This is a genomic window from Moorena producens PAL-8-15-08-1, assembly GCF_001767235.1.
Taxonomy (GTDB): domain Bacteria; phylum Cyanobacteriota; class Cyanobacteriia; order Cyanobacteriales; family Coleofasciculaceae; genus Moorena; species Moorena producens_A.
The window spans coordinates 1,868,457-1,887,435 of record NZ_CP017599.1; the positions used below are offsets into that span (position 1 = coordinate 1,868,457).

The window sequence follows — 18,979 nt, forward strand, 5'->3', positions numbered from 1 at the left end:
ATTCCCGATTCCCTTACTGTGGTTGGTGAAAGCAGTCAGGTGATGGCAAGTAAGTCAACCAAAAAACCCCGCGTCTGATGACCGGGGAGTGTTGACAGTGGATTGAAGGTTTAGCGGTAACGACGCTTGCGTCTGCGAGCGATCGCTTTGCGCTTTTTCTTTTCAATGGGAGTCTCAAAATGACGTAGACGCTTCATATCAGCAAAAATTCCAGCTTTAGATACTTGTCGCTTAAATCTACGCAGGGCTGACTCAATGCCTTCATTTTCACCGACAACCACTTGGGTCATACTAAATTAATCCTCCTAAATTTGAACAAAAAATTCTAACTATACTATCATACAATTATACTATCTAGCAATATTGCTGATAACAAGACGTGACAGGATATTACCCAGCAGCCTCAATACCCGACAGAATCTGCCTGGGCGATTATACCGTCAAATACTCGAAAAAAAGACTATTTCATCAAAACTTGGGGTTGATCAGGATCAAGGTAAGCTATAAGCAATCAGCTATAAGCAATTATCTATAATTAATCAACTATTATAAACCAGATATGAGCAACAAGCTATCAGGCAAAGGCCTTTGGGCATGACACGCGAACAGTTTATGGGTTAGGTCCGATGCGTCGAAGCCTGTGCCACCCTAGAAGCCTGTGCCACCCTACTTGAGGTGGTTTTGAATAAAATAGGCTGACGGCTGACGGCTGACGGCTGACGGCTTACTGATGAAGTTTAGCGATCGCATCTTCAATCAACTCAACGCCTTGGTCAACCGTCTCTATTCTACTGAGTTTCTGACGCAATTCCCCTGCTCCGGGAAACCCTTTCGCGTACCAACTCATGTGTTTCCGGGACTGATAAATACCCCGCTCCCCCTTATAGTGCCATAGACCTTGTAAATGCTCCTTAGCACATTCAAGCAGTTGTACTGGTGTGGTTGGGGCTAACAGTTGTCCGGTTTTCAGGAAATAGTCTATTTCTCCGACTAGAAAGGGATAGCCCAGGGTTCCCCGAGAACACATTACCCCATCAGCACCGGTTTCTTCCAAGCAGCGTACTGCTGCATCGACGGACAAAATATCCCCATTAGCAATCACTGGGATAGACAGCACATCTTTTACCCGCTTAATCCATTCCCAGCGAGCCGAGCCATTATACCCCTGGTCACGAGTACGGCCATGGAGGGTCAACATCTGAGCCCCGGCATCTTCCATACGTTGGGCAAATTCTACCGCATTGATCTCCTGATTAGTCCAGCCAATACGGGTTTTGACCGTTACAGGTACCTCCACTGCCTTGACTACTGATCGTACAATTGCTTCTGCCGTTTCTGGATCTCGCAGTAAGGCAGACCCGCCACCATTTTTAGTAATTTTATTAACAGGGCAACCCATATTGATATCCACAGTATCTGCCCCTTCTGCCACTGCCCTTTGTGCCGCTTGAGCCAGAAATTCCGGGCGACAGTCGAATAATTGGATACTGATCGGTTTTTCTAATGGGTCTACCTCCATAATCTTGGGCAATTCTCGGAGATACTTTAACTGGCTAGCATGAACCATTTCGGTATACATCATCGACTCAGTGGCGTAGCGACGCACTAGGCGACGAAAGACCAAGTCGGTTACTCCAGACAGGGGTGACTGTAACACCCGACTGTTGACCTCAACTGACCCAATTTTTAGGGGTGATGCTAACCGTTGCTGTAATTGTGGAGATAGAACTGGCATTGGGAATGGTGTTGTTTCCGTCGTGATCGCCCTTATTAATAGATAATTGATGCTTTAAAGATACTATAGCGCTGATTATACTTAGCTGATCATACTTATCAGGTAAAGTCAAGTTTCTTACCCCTATTCCCTACTCCCTACTCCCTACTCCCTACCCGGTTTCAGTTTTCTCAACTGCTCTCAAGACGGCAAACACAACTGATTTGTTACGGTTCACACCAATCCCAACAGCCGTTAATTTTCGTAAATTAGACACAGGCAAGGCAACAAAAAGGGGTCAGGAAAAAAACATACATGGGTTTTGACCATAGCAGTCCTAATTCAAACGTGACGGAAATCAGAACTCTGGGTGGATTCTTCCCCAACTTCGGTGATCTTCCCTATGTTCCGACTATCACAGTTAATCGAAAATGGCGCTGATTACCCATAACTTTTTTCTTTCCTGCTGCCCCTTGACCGAGACAATCAGTAGATAATCGGTTATGCAATCGAGAACCGTCCCATCTTAGGTTCGGGAAACCACCCTTCATTAGACTGGCAAATAAAGTTCAGTATAAATAATGGTAATCCAACCGATGGTATAAAAACTCGCAACGGTTATTGCTTGAACCAAAAGGCACGGATAATTCTCTAATCCTCTCCTACCCTACCAGTATTTGTAGTTATAGGCACCCGGAACACTCTTATGGCAAAAGTTGTTGGAATTGACTTAGGTACAACAAACTCCTGTGTAGCAGTAATGGAAGGTGGTAAACCCACGGTTATTGCTAATGCAGAAGGTTTTCGGACAACCCCTTCAGTCGTAGCTTATGCCAAAAATGGCGATCGCTTAGTGGGTCAAATTGCTAAGCGTCAGGCGGTGATGAACCCCGAAAACACTTTTTATTCAGTCAAACGCTTCATTGGACGTAGATACAGTGAAGTCACCAACGAGGCTACCGAAGTATCTTACAAAACTCTCAAGGTTGGTGATAATGTCAAGCTAGATAGCCCAGCTCAAGGAAAGCAATTTGCGCCAGAAGAGATATCAGCTCAGGTGCTGCGGAAGCTGGTTGATGATGCTAGCAAGTATCTTGGGGAAACTGTTACCCAAGCCGTCATTACTGTGCCAGCTTACTTCAATGACTCCCAGCGTCAAGCGACTAAGGCAGCGGGTAAGATTGCTGGTGTTGAAGTGCTGCGAATTATCAACGAACCGACCGCAGCGTCTCTGGCTTATGGTTTAGACAAGAAGAGCAACGAAACTATCCTGGTGTTTGACTTGGGTGGTGGTACCTTTGACGTCTCTATTCTAGAAGTAGGTGACGGGGTGTTTGAAGTGTTAGCTACCTCCGGTGACACTCACCTCGGTGGTGATGACTTCGATAAGAAAATTGTTGATCACCTAGCCAAAGAGTTCCAAAGCGCAGAAGGGATTGACCTACGTAAGGACAAGCAAGCTCTACAACGTCTGACTGAAGCCGCAGAGAAAGCCAAGATTGAGTTGTCTAGCGTTATGCAAGCTGACATTAACTTGCCTTTCATCACGGCTACCCAAGAAGGGCCTAAGCACCTGGATATGACCTTGACTAGGGGTCAGTTTGAAGATATTTGCTCTGACTTAATCGACCGTTGCCGCATTCCGGTAGAGAATGCCATCAAGGATGCCAAACTCGATAAGAGTGCCATTGATGAGGTGGTCTTGGTTGGTGGTTCTACTCGGATCCCTGCAGTGCAACAGGTGGTCAAGAAGGTACTTGGCAAGGATCCTAACCAAACCGTTAACCCCGATGAAGTGGTAGCGGTAGGTGCTGCTATCCAAGGTGGTGTATTGGCTGGTGAAGTCAAGGATATCCTACTGTTGGATGTCACCCCCTTGTCCTTGGGTGTGGAAACTCTCGGTGGCGTGATGACGAAACTGATTCCTCGCAACACCACTATCCCCACCAAGAAGTCAGAAACCTTCTCTACTGCTGTGGATGGTCAGACCAACGTAGAAATCCATGTTCTTCAGGGTGAGCGGGAAATGTCCTCTGACAACAAGAGTCTGGGAACCTTCAGATTGGATGGTATTCCCCCTGCACCCCGTGGCGTGCCTCAGATTGAGGTAACCTTTGACATTGATGCCAACGGTATCCTGAATGTTACCGCTAAGGACAAGGGCACTGGTAAGGAACAGTCGATCAACATTACTGGTGCATCCACCCTATCCGATCAGGAAGTAGACCGGATGGTGAAGGATGCTGAAGCTAATGCAGAGGCTGACCAAGAGCGTCGCGAGAAGATTGACCGTAAGAACCAAGCTGATTCTCTGACCTACCAGGCCGAGAAACAGATTAAAGAACTCGATGATAAATTGCCAGCAGCTGATAAGGAGAAGATCGAAGGGTTGATCAAAGACCTGCGAGAGGCAATTGGGCAAGAGGATGATGAGAAAATCAAGACTCTGACCCCTGAGTTACAACAAGCTCTCTACAGTGTTAGTGCTAACCTGTATCAACAAGCTGAGGGGGCTGCTCAGCCTACTGATCCTGGCACACCAGGTCCTGATGCTGCTGCTTCTGGTAGCTCCGGTGGTGATGATGTCATTGACGCTGAGTTTTCTGAAAGCAAGTAGGGGTTTAGCTAAGCATTCAGCGGTCAGCGGTCAGCGGTCAGCGGTCAGCGGTCAGTGGTCAGCGCTCAGCTTTCCGTAACTCAGATAAAAAAAACGGTTACCTGTTTTATTATCAAACTGATAGCTGATAACTGACTAACTGATAGCTGATAGCTGATGACTGATAGCTGAATACTTACATGGCTAATAGCTAATGGCAGATAATCCTAAACCTTAGTCTATCCTTGTCTAAAGTCTAATAAAGGTTGATGAGAATTTGATTACTCGTCAACCTTTTGCTTATTGGATTTTAGGGAGTAGGAAGTAGGGAATAGGGAATCGGTAATCGGAAAAAAATTATCACAATTACAACAGGGATTGCTATATGATAAATTAGTAGCTAAAGTCTAGGCAAAAGGCAAAGGGCAAGAGGCAAGAGTCGTCACTTAGTAGAATTGATGAATAATAGATTAGATCAGTACTTTTAGGCAAAAAAGTAAATCTTTAAAGTAGTTTATCGGTGACATTTTTAAAACCTCAAAACATCAAACTAAAACCAACTTTTGCCGGGAGCAGGTCTTGCTTTGCTGAAACATTAGTACTATTTTCCAGTAAAACATGCAATTACCCATGAGGGGGCTATAGATAATGTACAAATATTCATCCAGGACTAGCTCCCCTTCAGACCTATTACCTATTACCGTCTTGATGCAGTCGCTCATGGGGGAAACCACGCCAGTTGCTCATGGGGGAGACCCCCAAGACCGCACTGGCTCCCCAAGACCGCGCAAATCACGCTATTACCCATTACCTATTACCTATTACCTTAGTACTAATGTTGCTGCATAAGTGACATGCTCCCACTTTTGCCTCTTGCCTCTTGCCTCTTGCCTCTTGCCTCTTGCCTCTTCTAAATTCCCGATTCCCGATTCCCTACTCCCTACTCCCTAAAAACATTACCCAACTGAAAACGCTATCGTGGATAAACAAACGATTGATTCAATTCAAAACCTTCGCTACCAAGCTGCATCGTTGCTAGTTTATCAATCAGTATTGAGTGAAGGAGTAGGTTTAGCTTTTTTGAAACTATTAGAAGCTATGGTGAACAGTGATGTGGATGACATCCGTTGTTTAAAGGCTTATGGTGAGTGGTTTCAAGGGTTAGCTAGCCAAAACGAAAGTTGGCAAAATTATCTGTTTAGACAAATCCTTAGGGCTGATAATTCCTTTACCAGGCAAGTGCAAGGTTCTGAATTAGAAACATTACCGCCAGCATTGGTAGACGCGGCTCGTCATGACTTACAAGCTTTACAAAATATCTATAATTGCAGCAGTAAACAACTTTGTAAGTGGGTCAAAAGAGCATCTGTTTTACCAGTTGAACTGGTGCCTTGGAATTGTGAGTCAAGTCAATCAAGGTCTGGGTCTGACCAGATTGATAAACGTACTCAATGGCAAGGGGAGCTACAAGCTAAACTAAACAATTTAGACAATTGGGCTGATGGCTTGGAAGCGATCGCAGCATACTATCGAGAGTTTGGTACTGGAGTTTTTGCTGACTATCAAGGATTTCGTTGGGAATCGGGTCAGTTGTTTGGTATTGCTAATCCCGATCCGATTAGACTCAGTGAGCTGGTGGGCTATGAATTGGCGCGGACGCAATTGCTCAAGAATACAGAGTTTCTGCTGAAAGGCTACCGAGCCCTGAATGTATTACTTTACGGTAGTCGCGGTTCAGGTAAGTCTTCTTTGGTCAAGGCGTTGTTAAATGAATACGGTGAGCGGGGATTGCGAATTATTGAAGTCCCGAAATCAGAGATGATTGATTTACCGGTAATTACCGAGCAATTGCGAGACCAGCCTCAAAAATTTATTATCTTTATCGATGATTTATCCTTTGAAGAGGATAATGATTCCTACAAAGCTTTAAAGGTAATCTTGGAAGGGAATTTAACAGCACGACCTGACAATGTTGTGGTTTACGCCACCTCTAATCGACGACACTTGATTCGAGAATTCTTTGAAGACCGTCCCCGTCCTAGCAATGAAGAGGTCCATGGTTGGGATACGGTTCATGAGAAACTGTCCTTTAGCGATCGCTTTGGCTTAACCTTAACCTTTGAGAAAGCTGACCAGAAAACCTACTTAAAGATTGTCCAACATCTAGCTACCCTAGCCCAAATCCCCCTTGAGCCTAGTGAAATCAGACGTCGTGCTTTACAGTGGGCAATCCGAGCCAATGGTTTCTCTGGTAGGACAGCACGACAGTTTATTGATTTTTTACAAGCAGAGCTATCCTAATTACCCATGGGAAAACAGATGTAGGGTGGGCAGTACACAGACCGATTAACTCACCTTGCTAATCCTGTAGCTAGCTACTGCCCACCTAATCGTTAGAGATGTAGAGGTGTAGAGAGATGTAGGGTGGGCAGTACACAGACCGATTCACTCAGCTTGCTAATCCTGTAGCTAGCTACTTCCCACCTAATCGTTAGAGATGTAGAGGTGTAGAGAGATGTAGGGTGGGCAGTACACAGACCGATTCACTCAGCTTGCTAATCCTGTAGCTAGCTACTTCCCACCTAATCGTTAGAGATGTAGAGGTGTAGAGAGATGTAGGGTGGGCAGTACACAGACCGATTCACTCAGCTTGCTAATCCTGTAGCTAGCTACTTCCCACCTAATCGTTAGAGATGTAGAGGTGTAGAGAGATGTAGGGTGGGCAGTACACAGACCGATTCACTCAGCTTGCTAATCCTGTAGCTAGCTACTTCCCACCTAATCGTTAGAGATGTAGAGGTGTAGAGAGATGTAGGGTGGGCAGTACACAGACCGATTCACTCAGCTTGCTAATCCTGTAGCTAGCTACTGCCCACCTAGTCACAATCAATTCATTAAATTATCAGGGTTTTATATTATATCACACTTATCAGATTTATTTCAAAAATAACCTTATTTCTTTAATTAACTTCCCAAACTCCCGACTCCCGATTCCCGACTCCCGATTCCCGACTCCCGATTCCCGATTCCCTACTCCCTACTCCCTACTCCCTACTCCCTCTGTTATCATCAATTATCCATGGGAAAAGCCCCTGGTCGCACGCTGATTAATTTGGTCTTACCGTTACGAAGCACTTCCACCTCTAACTGGGCACCAACCTCTGAGGCTTCGACACCCTGCTGAACCTCAGTGGCATTTTTAACTGGTTTCGACGCAACGGTTTTAATGATATCTCCTTGTTTGAAACCAGCTCTCTGAGCGGGGGAGCCTGGCACCACCCGGACGATTAAAACCCCATCATCTTGGGTGACTTTCAGGTCAAAGTCTTGGTCTTGATTAATTTTTTCTCTCAAGTCTGGGGTCAAGGTCACCATCTGAATGCCTAGGTAAGGATGCTCAACTTTACCTTTAGAAAATAGTTGATTGGCAATCCGTTCCGCAGTTTCCACAGGGATAGCAAACCCTAAGCCTTGGGCATTGGCTCGAATAGCGGTGTTAATCCCAACCACTTCACCAGTGGCATTCAACAACGGCCCACCAGAATTACCAGGGTTAATGGCGGCATCAGTTTGGATAAAGCTGACCCGTTTTTCAGGAACCCCGACTTGGGAACTGGAGCGCCCTAAGGCACTGATGATGCCAACGGTTACAGTATTATCTAAACCGAGGGGATTACCAATAGCGATCGCCCATTCTCCTGGAGTCAAATTCTCAGCTTTACCCAAGTTGACTGTGGGCAAGTCCGTTGCTTCAATTTTGACTACCGCTACATCCGTCACTGGGTCAGTGCCCACGACTTGACCCTCAAAGCTGCGACCGTCTTTTAGGGTGACTTTAACTTCTTCTGTGCCTTCTACAACGTGGGCATTGGTAATCAAGCGTCCATCGGAGCTGAGGATAAACCCTGAGCCGGTGCCTTGCTCAATGCGCTGTTTTGGCATAGGCAGGTCATCCCCAAAAAATCGCCTAAAGAAGGGATTGTGGAACGGTTGTGGGAGATCCCGTGATACTTGACGGGCTGCATCGATTCTCACCACAGCCGGACCTACTTTTTCTACCGCTTTAGCAATGAAATTCAGGTTTCTCTGGGGTGCAACACTTGATCGTTGTGGCGTGAATGGTTGTAATACTGCTGGAACGATTTGTGGGCGTCTGATTACCTCTTGCTCTGCCATGAGATAGCGACTACCCAAAACCCCTGCACCTCCGCCCAAGCCCAGCAATGTCAGATAAACGGTCAGCTGCTTTAGGGATAAACTCATGGTTTTAGAATTTTCAATAATTGCTTTTGGGGTCTATATACTTACACTTTACTGAAAAATGTCTAGTCTTGACCGAATAATATTGTTAAGTTAGGGAAAATCGGGGGTGAGCAGTGTGATAGGTGTGGTTAGTATTACTCAACCTATAGTATAGCGCTTTTGATAGGAATTTGCTAAACAGAGTTATTGTTTAGTTGTTGGCTGTTGGGTTTAGAATGCGATCGCTTTTAGCGGAAGCTTCGCTTCATCGCGTAGCGTGACCGAAGGTCAATCGCATAAGCGCAAGCGAAGCTTCATCCCATAGCGTGACCTACGGTAAATCGCTTTGTGTAAATTACAATTGCTTTTGATCACTGATCAGTTTTATGCATAAATCGCGCAAAATACCCCAATTTATTCCGAAAAAACCTGAAAAATTAGGTATTATTAAGGATATCGCGCAACTTTTCCAGATGATCACGGTAGGTAACAGTTTTAGGATGATTTAACCCTAACTTCTGTTCGGCAATCTCCAATGCTTGGACACAGAAGGGTTCGGCCTCATCGCACCGCCCCATTGATCTGTAGAGATTTGCCAGATGGTTGAGAGTTTCGGCCACATGGGGATGCTCATGGCCCAACAGCTTCTTTCTCATACCAATGCCTCGACAAAGAGGGGTTCTGCTTGATCAGAGTGCCCCTGAACATGGTAGAGTAATGCGAGGTTGTTGAGACTTTCGGCCACATGGGGATGGTTCTCACCCAGCGCCTTTCTCATCTTCAAAGCCTGGACAAAGAGAGGTTCTGCCTCATGATAGCGCCCCTGATTATAGTAGAGTAATCCCAGGTTGTTGAGACTTTTAACCACATCGGGATGATCCTGGCCTAGCAGCTTCTTTCTCATCTCCAAAGCCTGGACAAAGAGGGGTTCTGCCTCAGGGACATCATCCAGCAGGATTAATACCGTTCCTTGTGGCCAATTTCTCCAGCAGTATCTTACCTGGTCCTTGAAATCCAGTTTATCTGGAATCATTAATCCTAATTCCGTACGCCCAAACCTAACAATTTGAGTCCCTAGATCTACACCGCGCACCGATAACCAGCAGCTACCACCAGGGTAGTTATCCTGATATTTCAGAGCATATTGTAGAGCTAATTCGGTTTTGCCCACACCGCCCATTCCGACAATGGCACAAATTGCTAGTTTATCGGTCTGTTGAAGTTCCCAATGGAGCTGCTCAAGTTGATCTTGTCTCCCCACAAAGTGAGGAGTTCCACGATTAGTAATGTTAGTAGGGGGATTTAACTTTGTCCGTTCCCAGTCGGACGACTTCAGCTAATGCTCATGAATAGGAATCTCGCCAACATAAACTGTTCCGTTGCTGTAATCTTTTAGGCGCACAGTAGTGTTGAGGCATTCCTTAATAAATTTCTTGACACCAAGATAGACCTGAGTGTTTTGAGACTCTGGTTTGCATAGGTCAATATGGTTCTTTGCTATGGCAACCGGCTTAACTTTTTCAATACCTGGGTTAGCACTATCTGGGTCTACCACTAAAATCCCTTTGACAGGCTGGGTTTCATAATAGACCTTTGTAACAATTCCTAAACTCCGAACATTTTCTCGATACCACTCATTTAATTCCCGTAAGTGAGGGTGATGAGCTTTTAGTTCCTCCACACTTACGGTGGTTCGTGACAAAACGCTAATATTATCAATTAAATTAGCTAGATTAGCACCAGTGTGGGGAGTACCCAGAAATACAATCCCTGTAGTCTGTTCAAGAATAGCTTGTTTTTGAAACGTCAAGGCACTGTTAAGCATTTTTTTGACTAAAAGCCCGCCCAGACTATGAGTAATAAATACTAATGGACGCTGACCCAAATCGTGGATATTTAACCAATCTAATAAATTACTGGCTTGATTGACCTTTGGTCACGCTACGCGATCGAAAAGGGGCATACTGCTGTTGCTTTTCCAGTTTGTCCCTTCAGCGTTATACCCAAAAAGATATTAAGACCTAGCTGATCGTTTCCTAACCAAACTGGCCAGAAGTCATCATCATCCGGTTTTTCCTTAGGATGCCACGTGCTTATCGCATTCCCTCCCAGCCCGTGAACAAACACCACATCCGCACTGGGTAATGAGTCTTGGTAGCTTGAGATTTTTATCAAGCCGGTTAATTTACTCAAGGATTAGCCTCCAGTTAATTATATAGCATTAACCAGTAGATGGCTGAAATCCAATCTCGATTTAGTTTAACACAGGAAAATATAGGGAGTAGGGAGTAGGGAGTAGGGAGTAGGGAACAGGGAACAGGGAACAGGGAACAGGGAATAAAAATTATCACAATTTATTGATAATTTTTATAATTTTTATTTTTATATATTTCCAAGTTTATAGGATTTAATGCGATTTAATATTTCCGTGTATCTCGATAAAATGACTCCTCAAAAAAACGCGATAATCTCAAAGATATGCTACGCAATTCCATTTCCAATTTTACCTCTGTTCCCGATTACCGATTCCCGATTCCCGATTCCCGATTCTCAATTCTCAATTCCCGATTCCCGATTCCCAATTCCCGATTACCGATTACCGATTACCGATTCCCGATTCCCGATTCCCGATTCCCGATTCCCGATTCCCGATTCTCAGTTCTCAATTTTAATTCTTAATTCTTAATTCTTAATTCTGTACATTTTATTTCAATACCCCCTCAGAAAATAAATTCTAAAACCCCTTGACAAACTATTTTGTAATCATTATTATTATAGTATAAACTTCCAACAAAGGTTTTAACGATGACTGAAGAGTTTATCCCAAACGAAAACAACAATCCTGAAGAGATTACTCCCGCTAATACTCCTCAGGAACCTTCTCCAAAAAAATACCCAGTTAAGCACATTCTTAAAGGATCACGTAAAGCCATATTTAAGACCATGCATACCCTATATGCGCTGCGTTACGCGGAAATCTCGGAGTGGAGCCCCCTTCAGCCCACTGGCATCCCAGGGGAATTCATCACGATGATGACCAAATACCTGATTATCGATTAAACTAATTTAGGGGGGGGTAACCCCCCTGGCCGAAACATTAGGTCTCATCACATGGGATTGTGTTTAGGTTTGGTTGAAAAATTGTAGTCATCATCAAAACCTCTAGCCGTGGAAAATATTTCTGCGGCTATTTTTTTTTGGAAGTTGAAGGTTGTTCGCGTAGCGTGGGCAAAGGCCAAGGTTATTAAGGTTGAAGGTTAGGATGTTGAAGGTTTAAGGTTAAGGATGTTGAAGGTTTAAGGTTAAGGATGTTGAAGGTTTAAGGTTAAGGATGTTGAAGGTTAGGATGTTTAAGGTTGAAGGTTAGGATGTTTAAGGTTGTTCGCCCTTGGCCTTTCAGCAGGGTATAGAAATCCTAAATCAATTGTGATAATTTTTGATGCCATTTCCCTACTCCCTACTCCCTACTCCCTACTCCCTACTCCCTGTTCCCTGTTCCCTATTCCCTATTCCCTTGACTTGATAAGCTTTAGCAGAAGCTCTCAGCCAAATGAATGCTCCGGTAGCGAATGGAATTAGTAAGAAGAGGGTACCAAATGTCAAGGGATGTTCTCTTACATATTCGCTGTAAACCATCACTGCTATTGCTGAGCCACAATAAATTAACCCACACAGGGGAATAGCAATTACGAGTAAAGCAAATTTAGTATCTTTATCCATAGGAGTTTCAGTAGTTTTTATTGTTTTACTTAAGCCGTCAGCTATCAGCTTAAGCGCTACGCGCACGCTACGCGAACAGCTATCAGCTATTGAATGAAATAAGTTGTTTGATCCAGCAGTGGTGCGTTACGGGGAGCAACCTAACCCTGGCTACGAGGCGAAAAATGAAGGCTCCCCTAACGCACCCTACGCAACTGATCGCTGACTCCTTAATTGTTAACACATCGATAAAGCTTATAACTATATTGACCAGCCCACTTTCGAGAGGTCTTTTCTCGAAAACATTGCTGAGAGTCTAGGTCAACTTTGGTACGGAAATTGACTAACCATAAATCTAGTGGTCGTGGCAATTCCTTTAATTGTTGTTGTAATTCTTGGACAGCATCCTCATAACTGGAACTATTCCGGTCACGAGCTACTAAGAAAAATTGGGGAAAATCCTTGGAATTGCCATTAGAACCATTAGCAACAGCCATACCTTTCAATCCCCAAGCTAATCCCATCATGCGCCCGGTCTGTCCATGGTGTTTGTAGGTGGTTGCGATCGCAACCGGTGCTTCACTTGCTTCCTTAACAACAGACACTAATAGATCCGGGCGCTCGTTCTGAAGATAACCAAGATTCGAGACTGTCACTAATCCACCCAACAGCCCAATCAACCATACCGCTACAACTATCCTTTTGCCAAAGTAAGACTTATAGCCTTTTTCAGATGAATTGACCTCACTGCCTTTAGCTGCAAGCCCCCTAAATCCCCCAATTCTGGGGGACTTTGACTCAATTTCCCCCCCAAGCGAGCAATCCCTCGCTTGGGGGGTTAGGGGAGCGGAATTTGCTGTATACCCTTTGTCATCCCGATCAGGTACATCGGATTTTGTTCCATTTCCCTGCTCCCTGTTCCCTATTCCCTCCTCTTTCCCCCCCTTATTAAGGGGGGTTAGGGGGGATCCCTTGAAAACTGCGGAATGATCAGTTTTATTCCAACAACCAGCTAAGCTCACTGCCACCAAGAGCATCACTGCTGGAAAGTAGACGAAATGAAAACGAGGGGCTGTGCTTAAATCTATACCGAAACCCCAGGTCAAGACTAAACATAACCCAATTGCTGCTAAGACATACTCCCTTAGGATTGTGATAACGGAACGGTTATGGTGATCGAGTTGCTGCAATTTCAGTCCATAGCGGAGATGGGATACTATCCAAACCACTAGGATTAACGTAACTATACCGGAAACAATAATAATTCCTAGGGATAGGTCATAGAAAGAGGAAGGTAGCAGTAACACCATACTGAACAGCCATAGTAAGAATCGTCCTATGGGTTCAATCCATCGTGCGATCGCATTTTGGCTATAAATCCATTGGGTAGGGGGACTATCATGAATAGCTTGTAAGGCCGGTATCCACACTAAACATCCCGCTAAGGAACCCATAGCTACTCCATAAATCCGCCACCAGTAAGGTTTGATCAAAGCTAGTCGGTCTTGCTGAGTTTCTCGCCAAGCTTGTCCCAATAATGCGATCGCTTCCGCACCTAAAGTCAGGATAAAGAAATAATGGGTAGCAATCCCCAGACTATTGACTCCCACCCACCCTAACCCTAGCCAAGTGGGCAACCGTTCACCACGGTGGATTAACTCTACCGCTTTCACCAAGCAACCGAGAGATGCCATCACCAGCAAAATAGCCAGAGTATAATGACGAGCCTGTTGAGCTAGGAAAATCCCGAAAGGAGAGACAGCCATCATTGCTGCTGCTATGTGACCTACCAATAGTGAGCGAAAGGCCAGCCGACCTAGGCAAAAGATAGCGGGAATCGAGATTACTCCCAATAAAGCAGAAAGCGATCGCACTGCCCAAATGGAAACCATACCATCCTCTAATCGGAATAGTTTCACCCACAGATGAGTCAGAGCAAAATAAACTGGGGGATGGGTACTTTCCGTTAATAAATAATGAATAACATCACTAATGCCAGCATCAGGAGATGGTTGTAGTGGGCTTAATAGAGTTTCTACTCCCATAAACTGATTCAGAGGTAACGAGTAAAAACTGTTACCCAAGCTAAATACTGTTGTGGCACATTCATCAGTCCAAGGAGGTAAAACCCCTAGACCAGCAAAGCGCAGCAAAGCCCCAATCGTAATCCACAGCAGTAGTAATAAAGCGGTTTGGGATTTTTTTAAGTACATAAAGGAAAGGGAGTAGGGAGTAGGGAGTAGGGAGTAGGGAGTAGGGAGTAGGGAGTAGGGAGTAGGGAGTAGGGAACAGGGAATCGGGAGTAGGGAATCGGGAGTAGGGAATCGGGAGTAGGGAATCGGGAATAATTGAGCTTAGTGATTTCAATTTTTAGCAATTTTTATTCCTTATTTGTTTTCGTTGATTACTGGATTAATTATGTCAATAATAATGCCTTTTATTAAAAAACAAGTTATAAATCAAAAATTTGGATAGCATTTTAATAATTATTAAACCTATAAACTTATTAAGTTAATAAGCATTGAAATTTTAGATCTATCCACTTGTTCAAAAGCCTTCAATTGCTCTCCCCATCTCCCCATCTCCCGATCTCCCCATCTCCCGATCTCCCCATCTCCCCTACTCCCTACTCCCTACTCCCTACTCCCTACTCCCTACTCCCTACTCCCTACTCCCTACTCCCTGTTCCCTATTCCCTCAACGACTAAATAACCGTAAAATTATCCACATTACCAAAGTAGCGATCGCACCAGTGAGAATACTCCAGGCAAAAGCTGGTGTCAAGATAAAGATAGTATTGTTATCAGGGGGTTGTTGTTTAACTAGGACAGTAGCGGTAATGCTACTAGTTGCTACTCCCACGCCAGCTAGAGCAATGCTTTGGTGTAAGCTACGATTGCTCTGGGTTTGGTAAGTTTGGGTCATGCCATCTACTGTACGAATCAGATTTTCGAGTAAGGTTAAACCAGACTTAAATCTGCCATGTTCCATCTCGACTTGTTGGAGATATTGGCTAGCTGCTAAATCCCTAAACTCTCCCAGAATGTGCCAATCACCCCGTTGATAAACCTGTTTTAATTTAGTCAATCGTTGTTGGTAATCTTCGATATTGGTTTTAATGGTTTGGGCTTGGGAATCGAGAATGCCTAAATTAGTAGCATAACGAGACAATAGGTTAAGATTATTGCTGAGTATTTCCCGTAACTTTACTGTATTTTGGGGTAACATACTGATTTGAGCAATACTAGTTTTAACTGAAACTAGATCAGCTTTCAGTTCTGCTAGTGGTTTGTTAATTTCACCATAAGCCCAAAGAATTTTGTTACGATAATACAATAGGTAAATTAAGTCTAGGTAAATACCAGTAATGGTGTCGATAACAGAATCAATAGATGGCTTTTTCGGAAATAACCAGATTAACAGATGATGGTTGTTTTTGATCGCTTCTGGCTCTGACCAATCGGCGGGAGGACGCCAAAATTCAAATAAAGTCCCCCCTAGCAATTTGCCTTGGGCTTGAAAGTCTCTTGACCAGTCGGGTTGAGACACCAGTTGCTTGTAGCATTCTAGGGCAATTTGTGTCGGGTCTTGATCAGGGTCACACAGTTGACCCCACATGATCCAAGTTTGACCAATTGCTCCAGGTTGGTGATTGATGTGGGCAAGAATTTCCCCTTGGATGTTCTTAATATTTGTAATGGGTTGGGGTGAATGGTTTGATTGTCTGATACCATCAGCATAAACTCCGGAACAGTTGACCTGAAGGGCGTAAGTGTTACCAATTTGGATAGGGTAGTAGTAGCCTTCCAAAGGACGCTCGAAATGCTTGACCACATCAGCACCCAATAGTTCCACCAACCTAGATTCTGAGCGCTCTGTCTGTTTGAGCTTAGCCAGTAAGGTGGGCTCTAGGATCAGGTCTGATTCATCACCCTCGGGATGACCATAGATTCTTTGCCAGAATCGTTCACGGTTGTGATCAATAATTTCCGGGTCTTGCCCTAGACCTTCCCGTAGATCGTAGAGGAATAGGTCAAGATTAGGGTATACTATCTTATTTAGGTCAGACATTGGCTTAAGCTTCTAAAGGTTGGTATACAGATAGTAAAACTCTTACTTATTCCAAAAGCTCTCACGAAGTTTAGTTAAGCGCCACCCTACGGTGAAAGATCTAGCCTCTATGTTAAAAAACAATCGTCTGATATCAGGTAAGGTATTCCTGATTAAATTGGCCTATCGCTGGTAGCCAAAAGCCTTGCCCGATACTAGTGTTTGACTTTTGACCTTTGATTTTTCTCGTGCTTAACACGTTGCTCAAGCATAAACAGGAAAATGCATGAATCAGCTCAACAACGCCTTCACCCTATTCTTGAGTTTGTTGGTTGAAGCAACACCTTTTTTGCTACTGGGGGTGATTCTCTCCAGCTTATTGCTGTTTTTTGTGGATGAGCGCAAGCTAATTGCTAGTATGCCTCGCCACCCCTTTCTAGGAGCAGTTTTTGGTAGTTGTGTCGGCTTTTTATTCCCAGTGTGTGAGTGTGGTAATGTGCCAGTGGCTAGGCGGCTGCTGAGCCAGGGAGCACCAGCACCAGTAGCAATTGGGTTTTTGCTCGCAGCCCCAACCATCAATCCTGTAGTAATTTGGTCAACTTGGGTAGCCTTTCGAGACCAGCCGGAAATCTGGGTATTGCGAATTTTATTTTCCTTAAGTATTTCCATCTTTATCGGCTGTGTCTTCAGTACTCAGAAAGACTTAGGCCCCCTACTGCAACGAGCAGTGTTTCGCTCTAGACCAAGGAAATTTGCTGAGGATAAGCCCGCATTACTACAATCAGGCTCATATTTACTCGGTCAATCTGGTACACCCTTGCCCTTAGACGCTAATGTCTTAAACACACCCCCTAGCCAGGACATACAAAGCAAACCCTTGCCTGACCGACTACAGCTCTTTGTCGAAAATGCTATACAAGAGTTTCGGGAGCTAGGCTCAATCCTAGTTTTAGGTAGTGCGATCGCAGCCATTATTCAAGTCGTTATCCCCCGTGATATTATCATTAGCCTCGGTCAAGGACCAGTGATGTCTATTTTGGCCATGATGCTATTGGCCGCTGTAGTATCCATCTGTTCCACCGTCGATGCATTTTTTGCCCTCGCCTTTGCCTCAACCTTCACCAGTGGCTCGTTGTTAGCATTTCTAATCTTCGGACCAATGATTGACATCAAAGCCATCGGTTTACTGTTATCTGTATTTAAAACCAAGTCAATCATTTACCTATTTCTAATAGCAGGGCAGTTAACATTTTTATTGACTTTGTTTATTAATTTGTATGTTAGTTAGGGAGTAGGGAGTAGGGAGTAGGGAGTAGGGAGTAGGGAGTAGGGAGTAGGGAGTAGGGAGTAGGGAGTAGGGAGTAGGGAACAGGGAACAGTAATATAGCGATTCTCTCTGCCATGAGGTACAAAGGGATCCCCCTAAATCCCCCTTAATAAGGGGGACTTTGAGGTTTAGAAGCGTACCTCATAAATCCTATAAATACTATAATAGTTCATTATTTAAGTACTGAAATAGATTGTTATTACTTCCGATATTAGTTTTTTTGTACTAGTGCAATATCTCAAATAAATCATGAATTACTACTCCCTGCTCCCTGCTCCCTACTCCCTACTCCCTACTCCCTACTCCCTGCTCCCTGCTCCCTGCTCCCTGCTCCCTGCTCCCTACTCCCTATATGAAATTTTAAATCCTCCTAAAATCCATTAGCTTGTTAATGATGAATCCATCTAACCATTCAGGACGTTTGTCCAGAAAAAGTTCTTACAGAAGAAACTGGTCAATTCCTCTTTTAGAAGTAATTGCTTTAGCGTTATGGGGAGTTTTGTTGTTGAAATCCTGGCTAACTGGTGAGTTAAGTTTGTTAATTCATCCCAATTACTTTAGCTTGGTAGTTATCACTGGTATAATTTTATTGTTAATATCCGGGTTGAGGTTATCCCAACTGTTGAAATTAGAGCGTCAACACCGGTTAGGTAAGGGAGTAACTAGGCCAGCTGTTCAACATACAACTTTATTTCCCCCTAGTTGGAGTAGTGGCTTCCTAATCGCTACGGCAATGGTTGGTTTAATCGTGACACCCAAAGCATTTACTAGCCAAACCGCCCTACACCGGGGTATTGCCGACGCCCCCACCATAACGCGATCGCAACCGCAATCCTTCCGCAGTGCTAGCAATCCTGAAAAGCGCACCCTAATTGAATGGATCAAGCTTTTGAATGTTTATCCTGAACCAGATGCCTATACCGGTCAAAAGGTAAAAGTGGATGGTTTTGTCGTAATTGCTCCTAATCTCCCTCCAGACCATCTCTTAATTTCCCGGTTTGTGATTACCTGTTGTGCTGCTGACGCTTATCCTTTAGGTTTGCCAGTAAAACTTACTGAAAACCGTAATGATTATCCCTCCGATACTTGGATAGAAGTTGAAGGTAACATGATTACTGAAACCCTCGATGATAAACGCCAGCTGGTGATTGAAGCAACTGCAATTAAGAAAATTCCTGAACCGGAAAATCCTTATTATTACTAAACTCTAGGGAGTAGGGAGTAGGGAGTAGGGTGTGGGGAGTAGGGAGTAGGGAGTAGGGAATCGGATTTGTGAACATTGAATTTAAAATTTACCTAAATTATCACCATCTGGCATTGCTGAATTAAGGAATGAATGCGCGATAATCTG

General features: G+C 44.3%; 22 protein-coding genes. 10 read left to right on the plus strand and 12 right to left on the minus strand.

The genetic code is table 11. From position 1 onward, the window contains the following. Positions 1–110: 110 nt before the first annotated feature. Positions 111–290, minus strand: a complete 180-nt coding sequence (rpsU, locus tag BJP34_RS07130) for a 30S ribosomal protein S21 (RefSeq protein ID WP_008186741.1) — start codon at positions 288–290, stop codon at positions 111–113. A 434-nt stretch (positions 291–724) separates the two neighbouring features. Further along, a complete protein-coding gene (gene dusB / locus BJP34_RS07135; RefSeq protein WP_070391748.1) occupies positions 725–1,735 on the minus strand; it encodes a tRNA dihydrouridine synthase DusB in 1,011 nt (336 codons plus the stop codon). 685 nt (positions 1,736–2,420) lie between these two features. Here dusB and dnaK point away from each other — a divergent pair. The 3 genes from dnaK to BJP34_RS07145 all read left to right on the plus strand — a co-directional run bounded on the left by dnaK (position 2,421) and on the right by BJP34_RS07145 (position 6,611). Further along, positions 2,421–4,331 carry a molecular chaperone DnaK gene (dnaK, locus tag BJP34_RS07140; protein ID WP_070391749.1) on the plus strand — a complete coding sequence of 637 codons (1,911 nt, stop codon included), beginning with the start codon at positions 2,421–2,423 and terminating at the stop codon, positions 4,329–4,331. Positions 4,332–5,018: 687 nt separating this feature from the next. Beyond that, entirely contained in the window at positions 5,019–5,159 is a 141-nt protein-coding gene (locus BJP34_RS42660) for a hypothetical protein (RefSeq protein WP_158517063.1), read from the plus strand. Between the two features lie 129 nt (positions 5,160–5,288). Further along, positions 5,289–6,611, plus strand: a complete 1,323-nt coding sequence (locus BJP34_RS07145; RefSeq protein WP_070391750.1) for an ATP-binding protein — start codon at positions 5,289–5,291, stop codon at positions 6,609–6,611. Between the two features lie 768 nt (positions 6,612–7,379). Here BJP34_RS07145 and BJP34_RS07150 read toward each other — a convergent pair. From BJP34_RS07150 to BJP34_RS42665, 6 genes are all read right to left on the minus strand, one after another. Next, positions 7,380–8,573, minus strand: coding sequence for an HhoA/HhoB/HtrA family serine endopeptidase (locus BJP34_RS07150; RefSeq protein WP_070391751.1), 1,194 nt, complete (start codon positions 8,571–8,573; stop codon positions 7,380–7,382). Between the two features lie 416 nt (positions 8,574–8,989). Continuing rightward, the gene (locus BJP34_RS47125; protein ID WP_070391752.1) at positions 8,990–9,208 is read right to left on the minus strand and encodes a tetratricopeptide repeat protein; all 219 of its coding nucleotides are present in this window, start codon (positions 9,206–9,208) and stop codon (positions 8,990–8,992) included. Further along, positions 9,205–9,813, minus strand: a complete 609-nt coding sequence (locus tag BJP34_RS47130) for a tetratricopeptide repeat-containing protein (protein WP_070391753.1) — start codon at positions 9,811–9,813, stop codon at positions 9,205–9,207. The genes BJP34_RS47125 and BJP34_RS47130 overlap by 4 nt, the downstream gene beginning before the upstream one ends. Positions 9,814–9,888: 75 nt before the next feature. Continuing rightward, positions 9,889–10,377, minus strand: coding sequence for a hypothetical protein (locus BJP34_RS47135; RefSeq protein ID WP_229424274.1), 489 nt, complete (start codon positions 10,375–10,377; stop codon positions 9,889–9,891). 116 nt (positions 10,378–10,493) lie between these two features. Further along, entirely contained in the window at positions 10,494–10,745 is a 252-nt protein-coding gene (locus BJP34_RS47140; protein WP_229424275.1) for a hypothetical protein, read from the minus strand. 14 nt (positions 10,746–10,759) lie between these two features. Further along, a complete protein-coding gene (locus BJP34_RS42665) occupies positions 10,760–10,903 on the minus strand; it encodes a hypothetical protein (protein ID WP_158517064.1) in 144 nt (47 codons plus the stop codon). A 127-nt stretch (positions 10,904–11,030) separates the two neighbouring features. Between BJP34_RS42665 and BJP34_RS42670 the strand changes: the two genes are divergently transcribed. From BJP34_RS42670 to BJP34_RS45960, 3 genes are all read left to right on the plus strand, one after another. Then, positions 11,031–11,231 carry a hypothetical protein gene (locus tag BJP34_RS42670; protein WP_158517065.1) on the plus strand — a complete coding sequence of 67 codons (201 nt, stop codon included), beginning with the start codon at positions 11,031–11,033 and terminating at the stop codon, positions 11,229–11,231. Between the two features lie 126 nt (positions 11,232–11,357). Next, entirely contained in the window at positions 11,358–11,612 is a 255-nt protein-coding gene (locus BJP34_RS07170) for a hypothetical protein (protein ID WP_070391754.1), read from the plus strand. Between the two features lie 366 nt (positions 11,613–11,978). Then, a complete protein-coding gene (locus BJP34_RS45960) occupies positions 11,979–12,131 on the plus strand; it encodes a hypothetical protein (RefSeq protein ID WP_158517066.1) in 153 nt (50 codons plus the stop codon). Positions 12,132–12,481: 350 nt separating this feature from the next. On the opposite strand, the gene BJP34_RS07180 is transcribed toward BJP34_RS45960, so the two are convergent. Both BJP34_RS07180 and BJP34_RS42680 read right to left on the minus strand, forming a co-directional pair. Continuing rightward, positions 12,482–14,464 (minus strand): glycosyltransferase family 39 protein, encoded by a 1,983-nt coding sequence (locus BJP34_RS07180; protein WP_070391755.1) that lies wholly within the window; start codon positions 14,462–14,464, stop codon positions 12,482–12,484. Next, positions 14,455–14,628, minus strand: coding sequence for a hypothetical protein (locus BJP34_RS42680; protein WP_158517067.1), 174 nt, complete (start codon positions 14,626–14,628; stop codon positions 14,455–14,457). The genes BJP34_RS07180 and BJP34_RS42680 overlap by 10 nt, the downstream gene beginning before the upstream one ends. 166 nt (positions 14,629–14,794) lie before the next feature. On the opposite strand from BJP34_RS42680, the gene BJP34_RS42685 reads away from it, so the two are divergent. Then, complete coding sequence (locus BJP34_RS42685; protein ID WP_158517068.1) at positions 14,795–14,959, plus strand: hypothetical protein; 165 nt, start codon at positions 14,795–14,797, stop codon at positions 14,957–14,959. Here the strand turns inward: BJP34_RS42685 and BJP34_RS07185 are convergent. After that, complete coding sequence (locus BJP34_RS07185; RefSeq protein ID WP_070391756.1) at positions 14,949–16,322, minus strand: hypothetical protein; 1,374 nt, start codon at positions 16,320–16,322, stop codon at positions 14,949–14,951. The genes BJP34_RS42685 and BJP34_RS07185 overlap by 11 nt on opposite strands. A gap of 265 nt (positions 16,323–16,587) precedes the next feature. On the opposite strand from BJP34_RS07185, the gene BJP34_RS07190 reads away from it, so the two are divergent. Next, positions 16,588–17,589 (plus strand): permease, encoded by a 1,002-nt coding sequence (locus BJP34_RS07190; protein WP_070391757.1) that lies wholly within the window; start codon positions 16,588–16,590, stop codon positions 17,587–17,589. On the opposite strand, the gene BJP34_RS48535 is transcribed toward BJP34_RS07190, so the two are convergent. Then, positions 17,582–17,704: a hypothetical protein gene (locus tag BJP34_RS48535; protein WP_267876509.1), complete on the minus strand. Its 123-nt coding sequence runs from the start codon at positions 17,702–17,704 to the stop codon at positions 17,582–17,584. The two genes, BJP34_RS07190 and BJP34_RS48535, sit on opposite strands and share 8 nt — an antisense overlap. A 173-nt stretch (positions 17,705–17,877) precedes the next feature. Between BJP34_RS48535 and BJP34_RS48540 the strand changes: the two genes are divergently transcribed. Then, positions 17,878–18,012: a hypothetical protein gene (locus BJP34_RS48540; protein WP_267876510.1), complete on the plus strand. Its 135-nt coding sequence runs from the start codon at positions 17,878–17,880 to the stop codon at positions 18,010–18,012. Positions 18,013–18,019: 7 nt separating this feature from the next. Further along, complete coding sequence (locus tag BJP34_RS07195) at positions 18,020–18,832, plus strand: TIGR03943 family putative permease subunit (protein ID WP_324611031.1); 813 nt, start codon at positions 18,020–18,022, stop codon at positions 18,830–18,832. Positions 18,833–18,979 lie beyond the last annotated feature (147 nt).

What these genes read in the sequence shown, in the direction of transcription:
- BJP34_RS42660 (WP_158517063.1), top strand. Translation starts at nt 5,019, where the DNA reads ATGCAGTCGCTCATGGGGGAAACCACGCCAGTTGCTCATGGGGGAGAC.
- BJP34_RS07195 (WP_324611031.1), top strand. Translation starts at nt 18,020, where the DNA reads ATGATGAATCCATCTAACCATTCAGGACGTTTGTCCAGAAAAAGTTCT.
- dnaK (WP_070391749.1), top strand. Translation starts at nt 2,421, where the DNA reads ATGGCAAAAGTTGTTGGAATTGACTTAGGTACAACAAACTCCTGTGTA.
- BJP34_RS47125 (WP_070391752.1), bottom strand. Translation starts at nt 9,208, where the DNA reads ATGAGAAAGAAGCTGTTGGGCCATGAGCATCCCCATGTGGCCGAAACT.
- rpsU (WP_008186741.1), bottom strand. Translation starts at nt 290, where the DNA reads ATGACCCAAGTGGTTGTCGGTGAAAATGAAGGCATTGAGTCAGCCCTG.
- BJP34_RS48535 (WP_267876509.1), bottom strand. Translation starts at nt 17,704, where the DNA reads ATGGCAGAGAGAATCGCTATATTACTGTTCCCTGTTCCCTACTCCCTA.
- BJP34_RS07190 (WP_070391757.1), top strand. Translation starts at nt 16,588, where the DNA reads ATGAATCAGCTCAACAACGCCTTCACCCTATTCTTGAGTTTGTTGGTT.
- BJP34_RS07170 (WP_070391754.1), top strand. Translation starts at nt 11,358, where the DNA reads ATGACTGAAGAGTTTATCCCAAACGAAAACAACAATCCTGAAGAGATT.
- BJP34_RS48540 (WP_267876510.1), top strand. Translation starts at nt 17,878, where the DNA reads ATGAATTACTACTCCCTGCTCCCTGCTCCCTACTCCCTACTCCCTACT.
- BJP34_RS07150 (WP_070391751.1), bottom strand. Translation starts at nt 8,573, where the DNA reads ATGAGTTTATCCCTAAAGCAGCTGACCGTTTATCTGACATTGCTGGGC.
- BJP34_RS07185 (WP_070391756.1), bottom strand. Translation starts at nt 16,322, where the DNA reads ATGTCTGACCTAAATAAGATAGTATACCCTAATCTTGACCTATTCCTC.
- BJP34_RS47135 (WP_229424274.1), bottom strand. Translation starts at nt 10,377, where the DNA reads ATGCTTAACAGTGCCTTGACGTTTCAAAAACAAGCTATTCTTGAACAG.
- BJP34_RS42670 (WP_158517065.1), top strand. Translation starts at nt 11,031, where the DNA reads ATGCTACGCAATTCCATTTCCAATTTTACCTCTGTTCCCGATTACCGA.
- BJP34_RS07180 (WP_070391755.1), bottom strand. Translation starts at nt 14,464, where the DNA reads ATGTACTTAAAAAAATCCCAAACCGCTTTATTACTACTGCTGTGGATT.
- dusB (WP_070391748.1), bottom strand. Translation starts at nt 1,735, where the DNA reads ATGCCAGTTCTATCTCCACAATTACAGCAACGGTTAGCATCACCCCTA.